Genomic DNA, 17,059 nt, shown 5'->3' on the forward strand with positions numbered 1-17,059 from the left:
AAAGTAAAAAAAGCATATATTTATTGTAAATATTGTTCTCCATGTTAATATTAAAATATGAAATTAAATAATGAATATATAGAAATAGAAATAAATGACAATGCTGAAATCATTTCAGTTAAATTTGAAGACAAGGAACTTTTATATCAGGCAAACGAGACATGAAAAAAACAATTCCCTATAATTTTTCCTTCATTAGGAATATCGAAGGGTTTTTCACACAATGGAAAAACATTTGAAATGCCAAAACATGGCTTTTGAAAAAATTTAGCATGAGAAAGTTTTTTTGAAAATGGAGAAATTTTATCAGTTGCCACATTAATGGATAAAGAAAAATTCCCATTCTTTTTGGATATAACTCAAAGAATAGGAGTGGATCAAGATACTTTTTATATAAATTATGAAATAGCTAATTTAGAAGACAAAGAGTCATTTTTCCATTTTGGAATTCACCCAGCATTTAAAATTGATGACTCAACATTTATTTCAAACCTACCAGAAACAAAAATAATAGATTTAGAAGGCAAACTAACGAATCGCGAACTTTCAATTAGAGGGTTATTAATTGATTCTCTTGGATTTGGAGAAGACTACGATACTTTAATAGCTCAAAATATTGAGGATAAATCAATCATATTAAATACTGAAAATCATCAATTGCATATGAAATTCGATTCACCACATTTACAAATTTGAAAACCAAAAAATGATAATTTTATTTGTATAGAACCATGATATGGAAAAAATGACGCTTGATACAAAGCACCATCAGAAGTAAGTAAAAAAGAGGAGATAATCTCTCTTTCTCCTGGTTCTATTTGATCAGCAACGTTTGAAGTGAAAGTTAAAAATAATAAATAAATTTGTATTAACTCAATTATTTAAGCCATGACTCAGAAGAGTTATGTTTTTTTAATTATATTTTTAATATTTTTGACTAAGCAATGCTATTAATTATCAATAAAAAAATTAGCAAAAGCTAATATAAAATATTTTTTATTTTTAATACAATTCGTTATTTAATACCTAATTTTGAAAATACTTTATCAATGTTTCTTGAATAGTATGAATAATCAAAGATCTTAGTTGCTTGTTTATCAGAAATAACATTTTTTGAAAGTAATTCTGTTTTAAAATCTTTCTTATTTGAATAACAATCAATAGCGATTGGTTGAACTTTATCATATGCTTCCTCACGTGTGATTCCGTTATCAGAAATAATAGTTAACATAACTCTTTGAGAGAATATTGAACCATGTGTTAGACCAATGTTTTCCATCATTTTTTCTTTTTTAACACCAAGATTATTTAAAACTCTATTCATTCTTCTTAACATATAAGAAATCAAAGTTGTTGAATCAGGGAATATAACTCTCTCATTTGAAGAATGTGATATATCTCTTTCATGTCATAAAGGAACGTTTTCAAGCGCAGTGAAAGTATAACTTCTCAGCAATCTTGAAAGCCCTGAAATATTTTCTGAAGAAATTGGATTCTTCTTATGTGGCATTGCAGAAGAACCCTTTTGACCTTTAGCAAATCCTTCCTCAACTTCCCCTACTTCAGTTCTTTGTAAATGTCTAAGCTCAACAGCAATTTTATCCAATGATGAACCAATTAGTGATAAAGTGAATATATATTGTGCATGCCTATCTCTTTGTAATGTTTGTGTAGAGATTTTTGAAGAATTAATACCTAATTGTTCACAAACATAATCTTGTATTTCTGGATCTATATTAGCATAGTTACCAACAGCACCAGATATTTTACCAATTTCAATAATTCTTGAAGCCTCTTCGAATCTTTCAATGTTTCTCGTCATTTCATCAAATCATAAAGCTACTTTATAACCAAATGTTGTAATTTCGCCATGAATACCATGAGTTCTACCTATTTGATATGTATGTTGATGCTCAATAGCTAATTTTTTCAAAGTATCAATGAACATACTTAGGTCTTTTTTGATTATTTCATTGGCTTGTTTTAACCTGTACCCAAACGCTGTATCAACAACATCTGTTGAAGTAAGTCCATAATGAATCCATTTCTTTTCAGAACCTAAAGACTCGGAAACCGCTCTTGTAAATGCAATTACATCATGTTTTGTAATTTGCTCAATTTCTTTAATTCTTTTCAAATCAAATTTAGCATTTTTAAAAAGTTTATCAATATCACTTTCTGGAATTTCATTTTTTATAACCGAAAACGCCTTAGCTGTAAAAAGTTCAACTTTCAATCATGAATCGAATGTATTTTGTTCACTTCAAATTTTATTCATTTCTTCAGTGCTATATCTTTTAATCATTTAATGCTCCAATCAATTATTTAATTTCAATAGTTTGTTCTCTATCAGGTCCGACTGAGAATATTTTCACAGGAACCCCAACCAATTCTTCAACTTTTTCAATATATGCTTTTGTATTTTTTGGTAGGTCTTCATATTTTTTAACTTTTGTAATATCTTCATTTCAACCAGGCATTTCAATATACTTAACATCAACTCTATCATATTCAGTATTTGAACCAGGGATGTAATCAATTTCTTTTCCATCTAATTCATATGCATAACCAATTTTAATTGTTTCTCTATTGTCTAGAACATCAAGTAGTGTCATTGTTAACTCTGTAAATCCTGAAACTCTTGCTGAATGTTTTAGAACAACAGTATCCAATCAACCAATTCTTCTTCTTCTACCTGTAACAGTTCCATATTCTCTACCTCTTTCACAAATATCATCATTAATAGATGCTTCATGTATCTCAGTAGGAAGTGCACCAACACCAACACGAGTTGTATAAGCTTTAACAATACCAATTGTTGATGTTACGTGTTTGTTAGAAAGACCTGCATAAAGAGGGATTGCTGAAGCTGTTGGTGAAGATGAAGTAACAAATGGATAAGTACCATTATCAATACATAACATTACACCTTGTGCTCCTTCAAAAACAACGCTTTTACCAGACTCAATTTCTTTAGCAAGCAATGAACCAGTTTCAACAACTCTTTCTTTTAAAATAGCTGCATATTCTTTATATTCTTCAAAAATTTCTTTCGCTGTATAAGTTTTTAAGTCAAAAGCTTTCAAAACTTTATTTTTAATTAAAAGAGTATCCTCTAATTTTTCTAAAAATACATCTTCATTGATAAAATCACCATATCTAATACCAATTCTTGCGTATTTATCTTCATAACATGGACCAATACCTTTTTTAGTTGTCCCAATTTTTTTAATTGGTCCTTTTAACTCTTCGATTGCTCCATCAAGATCTAAGTGATAAGGAAGTATCACGTGTGCTCTATCTGAAATTAATAATTTAAAATCACTAATGCCTTTTGATTTTAATTCAGCTATTTCATCTAATAGCATTTTAGGATTAATGACCATACCTTGTGCCATAATATTTGTTGTCTTAGGATTAAAAACACCTGAAGGAATATGCTTAAGTGCATATTTATTACCACCAAATTCAATTGTATGGCCAGCATTATTACCACCTTGATATCTAACTACTAAATCAGCTTTTTGTGCAAGATAATCCGAAACCTTACCTTTACCCTCGTCGCCTCATTGGGCGCCGATTACTACTTTTGTTTTGTACATATTTTCTCCTTAAAATAATTTTTCTGGTTAATTATAGCCATTGAAAAAAATAAATCATTAGTGGTATTTAAGGTACCTTGTAGAAACATCTCACCATATTAGAGATATAAATGACTCTTATTAACTTAACTATTATAGTATATTTGTTAAAAATATTTATTGTAATTATTGGAATAATAAATATATTATAAAAATTCCGTAATTTGCTTATTATATCCACTTATTTTATATAAAAAAACTAAATAAACAATATACCTAGACACATAATCTTAATTAAGGTTACAAGATTAAAAATATTTCCCATAATTTCAAAAACATATTGATAATTGTTTTATAATTAAAATGCCACTATTAGAGCCGGTGTCTAGCGTTAAGTGTCAAAGGACGGGAGTATAGCCTTTGAACGAACTACATTTGTAGGCGATAAAACACTTCATCCACTAATGGTCTAATTTATAGTGGCAGGACTACTATATGAAAATAATAAAATCAATTTTTAACAATAGAAAAAATACTAAAAACAGTACAATAAAAAAATATTTAAATACATTTATAAAAAAAGAAAAATTCAAAATAATTAATGTTGTTGGAACTAATGGAAAAGGGAGTGTTTCCCACTACTTAACTGAAGGTTTATCCAAAAAATATAAAGTAGGAACATTTACCTCTCCTCATATTTTTAGTGCAACTGAAAGAATTAAGATTCAAAATGTAGAGATTAATGAGGAAACTTTAGAAAGTTACATCATTAAATATACAAATACTGATTTGCACTTTTTTGCAATAATGTTCTTATCCGCTATGGAATATTTCCAAGAACAAAAATGTGATTATGTAATTTTGGAAGCTGGAATTGGAGGAACTCATGATCCTTCTAATATTTTAGATGGAGCAATAGGAGTGATTACTTCAATTGGCAGAGATCACATGGACTTATTTGGAAATACTTTATTGGATGTTTTAAATGATAAGATCGGAATTATAAATAATAAAATGAATTTCTACTCAGGCACAAATTTAGGGATAGAGTTTAATGAAATTATTCAAAAAAAATGTTTAGAACAAAAAGCGAAACATATCTTAGTAAAAAATGAAGGTAGAGATTATAGAATAAGAAATCAAAGACTAGCTTCTGCAATACTAAAAAAAGAGTTTAATTTAAACATTAATTTCACTGAACCAATGGGAAGGTCTAAAATACAAAATACAAATAATACAAAAGCTATTTTAGATGTTGCTCACAATCACTCTGGAATAAGAGCCACTAAAGAATTTTTAGAAAATAATAAAATTGAATACGATCAAGTTGTTTTAACCATTTCAAAGAGAAAAGAACATTCTGAAATACCTGATATATTCAAGGGTAAAGATTTGTTTGTTTATCAATTAGATGAATCATTTGTTGATTCCAAAGAAATGAATGCAATTAATATTGAGGACTTAAAGTATTTTTACAAAAATCAAAAGAAAGACACATTATATATAGGTAGTTTCTATTCAATAGGAGAAATATTAGAAAATGAATAAAGAAACAACTAAAGAAAATGTTAATGAAAAGTCATTAACAAAAGATAAAAAAAGCTTCAAAGATAGGATAAAAGACAATTTTAAAATAACTATTCATGAAATAGTTTTGGCAGGAATATTAATTGGATTATTTATAATTTCAGGATTATTTATTTCAATTAAATTACAAGGTATTATGGATATTGGAATTACATTTGTATTCCTAATAATGTTTGGGTTAATTTTTGGTCCTATTAAAGGTGTATTTTTTGCTTTAATTGCAGATACAATAACTTTAGCACTTGGAACATATGGAATCGGTGCTTGAATGTGAGAATATGAAATAATGACAGTAGGAATACCTTTGATGGCATGAGCTTTCAAATATCTTTTTACTATAAAGCAAAAATATTGATGAATATCAATGGTTGCAATCAATTCAATAACGATAATAGGAATTTTTATAGTAATTTTAATTTCAAGTAATAATCCATTATTACAAACAGCATCAAGGAGGAATTATAACTTTGATGGAAATACACAAATAATGATTTACTGTATGGCAGGATTTTTATTCTTAATAGAATTAATAATGTTTATAGTATATGGTTTTAAGAAAAATGATAATTTAAAACTAGTAATTTCAATAACGACATTAGTTGCTATGATTATCATAATTTGAATTTGAATTTGAGGACCCATTGCTTATGTAAGATTCTTGCAAAGACTTGCAAATCAAGGATATTCCAAATATTCCATTGATCACTATACATATGAAAAATATTATAAAATAGCCTTATGAGCAAGAGTATTAAAGACACCTATAATTACACCAATTTACGTAGCTATTTTAATACCTTTGTATAAAGCTTGTGAATTTACAATCAATAAAACAAACGGAAACAAATATTAAAAAACACAATGCGCATTAAAAGCAATTTGCATTGTGTTTTTTTGATAATTATTTTTAATTAAGAAATTGAAGAAGGAGTTAATTTAATCACCTCATCAAATAACATTAAATCTGATTTAGAGAATTGGTGAGAAATCATAATCAAGGTCAGTTCCTTATTATTAATTAAATAATTAAATATTTTTTGTTTAGCTTTAGCATCTATATTAGAAAAAGCTTCATCAAATATAAGTATTTTCCTTTTATTATATAAGGCTCTAATGATAAGTAATTTTTGAATTTCCCCAGAGGAGAAATTAAACTCTTTTACATCTTTATAAATATTTCCTTCGTTTATTATTTTTAAATCAACTATTTCACAAATCTCTTTAAAAAATTTCATGTCAATATCATTATTTTTAAAAGAAATATTTTCAGATATGTTTCCCGGAAATAAACTCAATCCATCATTTATCATCGATATATTATTTAGTATTGCTTGTACATCAATACCTTTTCCTTCTCAAGTGATTTCTCCACTTTTGGGAGTGAGTATTTTTAAAAGTAATTTAATCAACGTAGTTTTACCACTACCATTTGCTCCTACAAGTGCATATTTTTGATTTGTATTAATTTTGAAATTTAGGTTTTCAAATATTTTTTTAGATTCATCGAATCAAAAACTTACATTATCCACTTTTATTGCACATTCATTTAGAATATGATTACTTACTTCAATTTCATTTGTCGTAGCGTTTTTCAATAGTTTTCTTGTGATATTGCTATTTGCTCGTATTGAAATAAAGGAATTAAAAATATATCTTATTGAACGTAATGATGTTGTCAATAATAGCATTGATGCCACAAATAAACCAACTCCAATATTATTCTTGTAAACAAGCAAGAATCCAACCACAATTAAAATGGAGTAATTGATTGTTTCTAAGAATATTCAAGAAATTAACTCAACTCAAGCGTTGGATTTTGAAAATGCTCACAAATGTTTATAATATTCATTTGATTTTTCACTTATTTTTTTACTTACATATTGTTCTTTATTATTCAAATAATATGTTTCAAAGGAGCTTAATCCAGCATTAATTTCTTGATTGAATTTAACTCTATAATTCGACATTTCAATCTTCTTTTTGGACAAATATTTCTTAGTTATATCAGTTATTATCAATAAAATTAAGGCACTAAATATAATGAAAATTCCAATTATCCATTGTATCAACATTATTCCGACAATTGCCAGCACCAACGCTATAAACCTTGATGCAATATTGAATATTTGTTCAATGTGTTCTTCTTGAACATAACGTGCATCTTGAGTTAATCAGTTTAAGTATTTACTTGAATTTTTTTCTTTGAAAAAGTTACCTTTATTTTCACTAATGTGGGTTGAGATATCATTTTTCAATGAAAGCACTACCTTAATCGCCATATATTTACAAAAATATGATCTTATTAAATATCAAATAGAGCAAATCAAACCCATTATCGCCATTATAGCAAGGAATTTATAAAACATTGAGTTGTCATTATTTTCCATAGAATTTATAACAACATTATTCAAGTATGATAATCCAGTAGACAAAGCAGAAAAACTAACCATTATGAATACTAACCCAAAAATCATAAAAGGTTTTTTAAATATGTATCTTTTATTATAAAGTGATAATTTTTTCATATTTTTCCTCTATCATTTTATTTTTATTGTGGGTTATCCTTATTACTGCCATATCATTTTGATTCATTAAATATTCCTCAATATAGGTTTTACTTTTTTGATCAATATTAACCATACCCTCATCAATGATAAAGAAACAAGGTGCTTTGTATAAAGCTCTGGCTATTAGTATTTTTTGTTTTTGACCTTGTGAAATATTAATGTCTTTTATAGAGATGCTTTTTTGCGAAAATGACTTATGTAAATTTACAATCGAAAGTACTTTTTTAAATTTAATTTCTTCATATGGTAATCCAAACACAATATTTTCTCTTACCGTTTCATTTATTATTGAAGTATTTCTATCAATAAAAGAAATCTCATTATAAAAATTTTCTTTATCTATTTTTTTTATATTAATTCCATTTACTTTAACCTTGCCTTCATAATCGTCATTTAACTTCATAATTGTTCTAACTAAAGTACTTTTACCAGTTCCAGATTTGCCATTAATCAAGTATTTTTTAGGGACTTTAAATTCTTCGCTTAATGGTTTTTTGAGCAACTTTTTTGAATCAAATATAAAATTGATTTTTTGAAATTCAATTGAAGTAATTCTTTTTATATTGATGAGTTTTTCATATTTAGATTCAACCAAAGAGAACTCAAGTAATTTATCAGCGGAATGTAAGTGAGTTATAGTCAAAAATAATGACGAGGCTGTTGCAATTAAAGTATTTGAGCAAAATAATACAACGGATAAATATCCAAAAGGAATAAACTTGTAATGAATTAGCAATGATATTATTGTCATTAATATTACTTGAAGACCAATAACAGTTATTGAGAATGGTATCGAAAGTAAGTTTTTATCTAGAAATGCTTTTGATTGTTTCTTAGCCAATACAGAATTATTATTGATCATTTTTTGCTGAAATTCCTTCTTTTTATTTCAATAGAAAAATATATAAAATTTTTCCAATAAATCTAATGTGTGTGCATTATAAGTATTTTCTTGAATCGCCATTTTTTCCTTAATCTTAGGGATATACTTCTTAACTATTAAGCTAGTAAAATAATTCATAATTATAAAGAACAATGCTATTAAACCAATGATTCATGAAATATAGAAGAGAAATACAATCAACAATAAAACTTTTATGGTGAATGATAAAATTTTGAATCTTCCTTGAACTCTATTAGCACAAAAAACATTTATATTGTAGTTATAAATTGATATGTACTCTCCTACATCTTTAGAATTAAATTCAGAAAAAGAGATCTCAGAAATTCTTTTAGATACAAGTTCCCTCAGCTCTCTTTTTGTTATTTCCATCACTTTATTTGTAAGGAACTTTTTTAATGTAAAAAATGGTATTTCTATTAAAAAAGAAAATAAAGTTACTGCAACCAAAATATAAAAGTATATTTTGCCATTACCATTCCTGTAAAAAATAACTGAATCCATAATGTATGCCGATGCAACTAAACAAAAAATAGCAAGAATAGCTTCTAAGACAACAATAAAAAGTATTGCATTGTTCAATCTTGAATTTTGATATCTAATTTTTTCCAAATTATTATTTAATATTTTTTTCATATTTTTTTCCTTTATTTTTAATATTTCGTTTTTTTCATAATAAATCATATTTTTAATTATAAATTTCCAAAAAGCCTTCTTTAATCAATGTTTAATTCTTAAATATTAAGACAAATTTATCAATCACTTCTTTTTCAGTAAATTCTTGATCATATATATTTTCAAAATAAGCTTAATTATTAAAAACATTGCTTTTATTTTGTCAAAATAGTGAGGATTATTAGTTTAATTTCATCTTAAATATATTGCGTATTTCATTCCAAATATATAACCTGACATATTTACAAAAGTGTTCAACACCAAAGAGAATTTTGAATGATATTAATTGAAATTTTCTAATTTAATATTAATAATAATTCATAAATTCTTCTTACAATTCAGCATTAAACTTTGTTTAAAATTTGGTAATTTCAATGTATTTGAAATTAACTTTATTATCAATAAATTTAAAAAAATGTGTTTAAAATTATAAAAAGATTTATAGAAATGAATCTTTAAACCCTGCTTTGAAATAGTTATAATAGAAATGAAAAAACATCCAACTTTCTTAAAAGATTTTATTTCTGAAGAGTGAATTAAAATATTTTCATTATAGTTAAATTATAATACCAACTATTTTTTTTATATGTTAGTAATAATTAATATATGAATTCATAGGATTGTGAATATATTAAAAAGAATGAATCTGTAATCTAAATATCAATAATTAAGTTTGTAATATTCTAAATAATTGAAAATAATTTACATAAATAGAATTTTACTGATTAAAGATGCAAAGATTAGTGACCCTAATTCCCAAGTTTTTAGACACTCCTTAAATTAAATCATGCTAGTATTTTAAATATAACTTTTTTATTAAAAATATATTCCTACAATAAATAATTACTCATAAATAACATTTAAAAAACTCCATTTTAATAATTATGCTCCTTAATATTTCTATAAAAAAACATTAGATTGCAAGTTATGCCATCTAATGTTTAGAATGTATTCTTTTTTAGTTGGTTCTTATATTAAGAAAATTATTTAAGAACTATCTTAAAATATAGTTTTTTATAAAGCATTTTAAAGCAAGTAGAAGTTGAACTTCAAAATGATTGAACAGCAAGGGAAATAAAAGCTAAATAAGCCTTTATTTCTACTGTTAGAGGTAGAGTATGAGAATTATAAATTTCAAAGTTTATTAGAAATAAGTGGCACAATAAAATCTTTGACATCCAAAAGGAATTTGTTAAATAACGGAGTATAATAATATCTAAAGATGTTTAAATAATAAAACAACACGCAAATATTATCACATGTTGTTTATGCTTTGAATTCATCTTATTTATCCAAATATATTTCAATAACTTAAACTTTTATTATTATGAATTTTATTTTCTAAAGTCAATAACTGCTCTACCAATAAAAGTTCCATCTTGTAGTTTCTCAAAAATTTCTTCAACACCTTCTAAAGGAATTACTTTTGTTATTTCTGATTTTACAAGTCCTTCTGCAGCGTAATCAAGAGCCTCTTTAAGATCTTGTCTGGTTCCTACAATAGAACCAACAATTTCCTTACCTTGCAATACAGTCCAAAATATTGAAATTGATATTTTATCAGATGCAGGGAGTCCAACAAGAACTTCACGCCCACCCGGTTTCAACATTTCAAAACCTTGTTCAAAAGCAATAGGTGCAACAGATGTATTAACAACAGCACCAACCCCACCATTAGTTATCTTTTTAACATACTCAACTGGATTTACTTTTTTACCATTAACGGCTAATTTAGCACCAGATTTCAGTGCCAACTCAGACTTTTTATCATCGATATCAACACCAATAACCTTAATACCCATAGCTGTTGCATATTGTATTGCAAGTTGTCCTAAACCTCCAACCCCAACGACTGCTAATCAATCGCCAGCTTTGGCATTTGAACGTTTAATAGCCTTGTAAGTTGTTACTCCAGCGCAAACGATTGGTGCTCCCTCAATAACATCTAATTTGTCAGGGACCATGCCTACAAAATCTTCATGACCAATTGCATATTCAGCAAATGATCCATCTTTTGTATAGGCAGTCATATTTTGTTTAGGGCATAGTGTTTCTCTACCAGTAAGGCAAAATTCACAATCCCCACAAGCATCATGCAATCAAGCAAGAGCGACTCTGTCCCCAACTTTAATTCTCGTACACCCTTTACCTATTTTAGCAACAATACCAATTCCTTCGTGTCCTGGTATCAATGGAAACTTAGGTTCTACTGGCCAGTCAAATCTAGCAGCGTGTAAATCTGTGTGGCATACTCCAGATGTCTCCATTTTAATTAAAATTTCCTTGTTTTTTGGCTTCGGAATTTTAACTTTTTTTATACCCCAATTGCCTGGCGATTTTACAACAAAAGCCTTCATTTTATTGTTCATTATTTTCTCCTTTTTAAAGCATAATTCATAAATAAATTATATCATTGAATAAATACTCAAAGAACTGGTAAAACCTAAAATAAAATACTTTGAGAAGCTAAAAACATTGACCCTAGCCAATGTTTAAATTTATTATAAGTTTTCAAGAGCTTCTAATTCTTTTTTGTATTTTTCATACTTTTCTTTTTCTATTTGCACTTTTTCTGGAGAAGCATTATTAACAAATCTTTCATTACCTAACATTCCTTCAGAACGTTTAATCTCACCTCTAAGACGCTTAATTTCAGATTCAATACGTTTTTTTTCTGCTTCTTTCATTTCTTTTGTCATTTTAATTGTAATATCAAAGTTTTCTAATTTAAACAATGCGTCTGAATTTAATTCATAAGAAGCATTTGCTAATTTAGAAATGAATAATTTTGTTTTTTCATTAATATTTTTTGATGTTGAATATTTAATTTCTTCAGCATTTGATAAACTATGGATTACTCTAAATTCTCTAATTGATTTAACAGCAGCAATAACATCATCGATATAATCAGCTTCTTTAGTTTCAATTGTTGGTCATTCTTGTTCAAAAATTGTACCTTCATTAAATTTTGAGAATATTTCTTCAGAAATAAATGGAAGCAATGGTGCTATTATAATTAAAGTTTTTCTCAATACATCTTTTGCAATATCCTTATTAGGTTGAGCTTTTGCCATTTCAATATATCATGAAGAAAAATCATTTTGAATAAAGTTGTAAATATCTTTACCAACAATTGTAAATTCATATTTATCCATGTGTCTTGATACTTGTTTTTCCAATTTAGATAATTTACCTAAAATTCACTTATCGGCGTCAGTCACTTCATCAGTTTTATGTTCCATAACTTCTAATATAAATCTTGAAATATTTCAAATTTTATTATTTAAGTTTCAGGCTGCCTCAAGTTTTTGAGGTGAGTAATTAATATCGTGACCTGGTGCTGAATTAGTTAATAAGAATCAACGTAATGCATCGGCACCATATTTATCAATAGTTTCCATTGGATCAATACCATTACCAAGAGATTTAGACATTTTTCTACCTTGTTCATCTCTAATTAGTCCATGAATTAATACATCTTTAAAAGGCTTTTCTTTCATAAATTCTAATCCTTGGAAATACATTCTTGCTACTCAGAAGAATATGATATCATAACCAGTTACAAGAACATTAGTTGGATAGTATCTATTAACATCTTCCATTGAATTTGGTCATCCTAAAAATGAGAATGGAGCAATACCTGAAGAAAATCAAGTATCTAGAACATCTTCATCTTGTTTTCACTCTTCGCCCGGAGAAGTTTCTTGAACCTTTATTTCTTCGCCTTTATATCAAGCAGGAATTCTATGACCTCATCATAGTTGTCTAGATATAGTTCAATCATAAACATTCTCCATTCAACGTTCAATAGTTTTCTTAAATCTAGAAGGAACAAAATTAACTCCATGTTCACCATTTAAGTTGTCCAATAGATCTTTTGAAAGAGGTTCCATATTAACAAATCATTGATCGGAAACTAGCGTTTCAATTGGTGCTCCGCTCCGTTCAGAATATCCAACATTATTAACAACTTTTTCAGATTTATACATCAATCCATTTGATTCTAGTTTTTCAACTATTTTAATTCTTGCTTCCATACGATCCATTCCTTCAAACTCAAGAGCTAAAGAATTCATTTTTCCATCTTTTTCAATTGATTCATTAATTATCAATCCATTTTTTTTAATAATGTCAATATCAATAGAGGCATGAGCAGAAACTTTCATAACTCCAGTTCCTTTTTCAATATCAATGTACTCATCAGTAATGATAGGTAATTCATTATTATTAAAAGGAGATATAGCTATTTTACCAACCAAGTGAGCGAATCTATCATCTTTAGGATTAACAGCAACAGCAACATCAGAAGGCATTGTTTCTGGTCTAGTTGTAGCAACCTCTAAAAATTCTTCAGAATCTTTAATGTTATATTTAAAGTATCACATTGTAGAATCAGTTTCTTTTGGAAGAACTTCTATATTAGAGAGAGCAGTTTGTAAAATTGGATCTCAATTTATTGCTCTTTTCCCTCTATAAATTAAGCCTTTATTATACATATCTATGAAAACCTTATTAACAGCTTTATTGGCCTCACCATCTAATGTGAAACGTTCTTTTTTATAATCTAGAGCAACACCAAGTTTACCTCATTGTTTCCTAATTGTGGATGCATATTCATCCTTTCATTCTCAAACTTTATCTATGAATTTTTCTCTCCCTAAATCATGTTTAGATATTCCTTGTTCTTGCAACCTAACTTCTACTTTAGCTTGTGTTGCAATACCAGCATGATCCATACCAGGCATTCATAAAGTATCGAACCCTTTTAGTTTTTTATATCTAATAATAGAATCTTGCAATGAAACATCCCATGCATGTCCTAAGTGTAATTTACCAGTAACATTTGGTGGTGGTAAAATTATTGTAAATGGTTCTTTTGATTTATCATGTTTTGAAAAAATTTCCTTTTCCATTCATTGTTTATTCTTACCTTCTTCAACTAATTTATGATTGTATTTTGTTTGCATTTTTTTCTCCTTTTTAAATAAAAAAAGCCCAAAACAAAGGGGCCAACGTACCACCCTTATTAGGACTCTTAAACTTATAGTGTTTTAAACTTTTTTTCTCCAAGATAACTCTTCAAGTCTTTACTTTGTCAGTTCCCACCATCCTGACTCTCTAAAAAAGTGTTTACTTAAATACCTTCTCTTCATTGAAAACTATTCATTTTATACATATATTATATATAAAACTTGGGGTTTTCAACCACTTCAAATGAATTATCATAAAATAAAAAGCTTTGTAATAAACTTAATATTTTAAACTATCGTAATTTTGAATACTATCTTAATTTTGTGCAATTAATTCTTTTTAATATATATGGCAAAGAGATCGATGAAATTAATGTTGTTATTATAACTATATATAAACTTCACATAGGTAAATTTACAAAAATATTTATAATAGCAAAAGTGCCTAAAATTATTACATTTGTAATACACAGCATTCATGATTGCTTTTTAAAATTTAAAATTGTGATTTTATCATCTCTATATAAAGAAGAAAGAAAAGAATTTATTAATATGAATATCAGTGCTAAAGCAATAACTGATGAAATCATTATGTATAATTTATTACTGTCATTATGCGAGTTTATTATACTTCCACCAAAAATAGCCATTGAGGTTGTAACAAATATATTTAAGAAAGCTAATTTAATTAGGTTTCTAGCACTTTGTTTTATTATTAGTCTATGTGAGTATTCTAAATAGAATCATCACATTAGAAATCCAATTAAATATATCGCCATCAAATTACCCAACATATATAAATCCGTACTTTTCTTAAAGTAATAAGCAAATTGGATAGTTCCAGAAATGAATAGAGAACCAATATATAGATAAGTAAGTTTTTTGTATCTTTCAGAAGCATAAGCAATTGAAACTTTAGGAGCTTTTTTTAAGTTCTTATTAGTTACAAAGATAACATTACCTATAAACTCACTAGCTAAATAAAGTGGTAAGAATATATATGTTAATGTTGTAATTTGGAAATCAAGAGCAATTAAAATCAAATGAGCGATTGCTAAAATCACAACAAATAATCTTGAAAGTGACTTTCCTATTGTTAATTTAAATATAACTTTATTTTCTTTATTGACAAACGAACATAATGAATACTCAATAAAAAATAACATCCTAGAAAATATATATCCACCTATTCAAATAACCATTGATATCTTAGCTATTCATTGAGGGTCTTTCCCAGGTGAAGTATTTAATCTGAAAATCATTAAATCCAACCCAGCTGCAATTATCCCAAGTGAAATAACTTTAAACATTGTAACCACCCTAAAGAATGGATTACTTTTTTCAAACCTTTGTCTAAAGAAAGTGTGCGCAAATCAAAATGTAGTTACAAGACCTGCGTTAAAACACATAAATACTTTTTGATATGTAGGTGCAGCATGTGAGTTAAGAACAAAACCATTGAAAATTATAGATACAGTTGCAATTATTATAAAATCAAAAAATATCTCTAATGATTTAGAAGGTTTTGTTTTTGTGTTCACTATAAAGTTTTTAAGCATAAAGATATTATAGTTAATAATTAAATAAAATAATCATTTTTGCCTTATAGTGCTATCATTTTATTATGAAATTACAACCTACAGATATTTTTTTACTTATTGGAACTTGCATTTTAACAATTTCTTTCCTGTTTAAGTGATATCAGATGACAACAAGAAAGCACACAATTGAAGTATCACTGAAATCTTGAATAATCATGTTTATAGGTAGGATGTTCTGATGTATTTATGGTTTTTTATTAGGGACAATTGGTGGAATTTTCATCCTAATTGCTCAGGGATTAATTGCAGCAATGACGGTTCCGATAATTTACTACATAATGAGAAATGAAAAAACAAAGGGGCGTTATCACAAGGATCATTTTAGAAAGGAATTATTTATATTTAGGATTATTATGGATTTTATGGTTATTTCTATTATTTGTATTCTTACTATTTATAGTCACTATTTTGAAAGAAATAATTACACTATACCAAAGGAAGTTATATTAATAGTTGGGACAATTGGTGCTGCCATAACAGCCTTTGCTTTGATGCCTCAGTCACTTAAGACAATAAAATCAAGAAATACTGAATCCATGTCATTACCACTACAAATAACTTTTATAATAGGAAACGCAATAATCATCTCATATTTGATTTATGAATTAGCAATGACACATAATACCATGAATTATATTGGATCAATCTTCTTTGGTATTATTTCAACCCTAGTTATGGTTCCTATAGCCGTAATTAAAATAAATAATATAATAAAACTAAAAGAACCACTCCACTAGTATATGTGTAAAATAGAACTGATACTTTGATAAAAGTGGGACAAATAAATTCTACACTTTTGGTTTCGTAAGTGTTGGCAATGGCCAGCACTTTTTCATTGCAATCTTTTTTTGTATTATATCAAGAGGTATATTTTTCCATTTCTTCAAAACTTATTTTATAGGTTGTCATATGATTCAAGTATCCTCCTTTAAAGCAACCAAAGAATTATTCTACTTCACTATTGTCTAAATAATTGCCAATTCTACTCATCGAATTTTTAGAATAATAGTATCCATAATTACTCTTGTTATTAGATCCAAAACACTAAAATCTATCTAAAGTTCATGAACTCACTAGAACACCTTTTTGTGTAGGGGCGTCTTATATTTTTTGACTTCTGTATATCCCTTTACTTTTGTGGAAGATGTTGCAAATTTCTTCTTCGAATAGATACAAC

At 27.1% G+C, this 17,059-nt stretch carries 11 protein-coding genes and 2 riboswitches; of the genes, 4 read left to right on the top strand and 7 right to left on the bottom strand.

The window, feature by feature from the left end:
* Positions 1–57: 57 nt before the first annotated feature.
* Positions 58–861 carry an aldose epimerase family protein gene (locus C4B24_RS00170; RefSeq protein WP_131598219.1) on the top strand — a complete coding sequence of 268 codons (804 nt, stop codon included), beginning with the start codon at positions 58–60 and terminating at the stop codon, positions 859–861.
* 154 nt (positions 862–1,015) lie between these two features.
* On the opposite strand, the gene purB is transcribed toward C4B24_RS00170, so the two are convergent.
* Complete coding sequence (purB, locus tag C4B24_RS00175) at positions 1,016–2,305, bottom strand: adenylosuccinate lyase (RefSeq protein WP_131598220.1); 1,290 nt, start codon at positions 2,303–2,305, stop codon at positions 1,016–1,018.
* Between the two features lie 16 nt (positions 2,306–2,321).
* The gene (locus C4B24_RS00180) at positions 2,322–3,602 is read right to left on the bottom strand and encodes an adenylosuccinate synthase (RefSeq protein WP_131598221.1); all 1,281 of its coding nucleotides are present in this window, start codon (positions 3,600–3,602) and stop codon (positions 2,322–2,324) included.
* Between the two features lie 37 nt (positions 3,603–3,639).
* Positions 3,640–3,736, bottom strand: a riboswitch (purine riboswitch).
* Between the two features lie 216 nt (positions 3,737–3,952).
* Positions 3,953–4,047: riboswitch (THF riboswitch) on the top strand.
* 29 nt (positions 4,048–4,076) lie between these two features.
* Between C4B24_RS00180 and C4B24_RS00185 the strand changes: the two genes are divergently transcribed.
* Positions 4,077–5,129, top strand: coding sequence for a Mur ligase family protein (locus C4B24_RS00185; RefSeq protein WP_131598222.1), 1,053 nt, complete (start codon positions 4,077–4,079; stop codon positions 5,127–5,129).
* Entirely contained in the window at positions 5,122–6,021 is a 900-nt protein-coding gene (locus C4B24_RS00190) for an ECF transporter S component (RefSeq protein WP_131598223.1), read from the top strand. Before C4B24_RS00185 ends, C4B24_RS00190 begins: the two co-directional genes overlap by 8 nt.
* Before the next feature lie 58 nt (positions 6,022–6,079).
* Here the strand turns inward: C4B24_RS00190 and C4B24_RS00195 are convergent, their stop codons facing one another.
* The 5 genes from C4B24_RS00195 to C4B24_RS00215 all read right to left on the bottom strand — a co-directional run bounded on the left by C4B24_RS00195 (position 6,080) and on the right by C4B24_RS00215 (position 15,840).
* Entirely contained in the window at positions 6,080–7,693 is a 1,614-nt protein-coding gene (locus C4B24_RS00195; RefSeq protein ID WP_131598224.1) for an ATP-binding cassette domain-containing protein, read from the bottom strand.
* Complete coding sequence (locus tag C4B24_RS00200; RefSeq protein ID WP_168388296.1) at positions 7,671–9,272, bottom strand: ATP-binding cassette domain-containing protein; 1,602 nt, start codon at positions 9,270–9,272, stop codon at positions 7,671–7,673. The genes C4B24_RS00195 and C4B24_RS00200 overlap by 23 nt, the downstream gene beginning before the upstream one ends.
* Positions 9,273–10,645: 1,373 nt before the next feature.
* Positions 10,646–11,680, bottom strand: coding sequence for an alcohol dehydrogenase AdhP (adhP, locus tag C4B24_RS00205; protein WP_394343183.1), 1,035 nt, complete (start codon positions 11,678–11,680; stop codon positions 10,646–10,648).
* A 132-nt stretch (positions 11,681–11,812) separates the two neighbouring features.
* Positions 11,813–14,278 (bottom strand): valine--tRNA ligase, encoded by a 2,466-nt coding sequence (locus C4B24_RS00210; RefSeq protein WP_131598226.1) that lies wholly within the window; start codon positions 14,276–14,278, stop codon positions 11,813–11,815.
* 314 nt (positions 14,279–14,592) lie between these two features.
* Complete coding sequence (locus tag C4B24_RS00215) at positions 14,593–15,840, bottom strand: low temperature requirement protein A (RefSeq protein WP_131598227.1); 1,248 nt, start codon at positions 15,838–15,840, stop codon at positions 14,593–14,595.
* A gap of 146 nt (positions 15,841–15,986) precedes the next feature.
* On the opposite strand from C4B24_RS00215, the gene C4B24_RS00220 reads away from it, so the two are divergent.
* A complete protein-coding gene (locus C4B24_RS00220) occupies positions 15,987–16,619 on the top strand; it encodes a PQ-loop domain-containing transporter (RefSeq protein ID WP_168388297.1) in 633 nt (210 codons plus the stop codon).
* Positions 16,620–17,059 lie beyond the last annotated feature (440 nt).

The organism is Mycoplasma marinum, assembly GCF_004335975.1.
GTDB classification, from domain to species: Bacteria; Bacillota_I; Bacilli_A; order Mycoplasmatales; family Metamycoplasmataceae; genus Mycoplasma_K; species Mycoplasma_K marinum.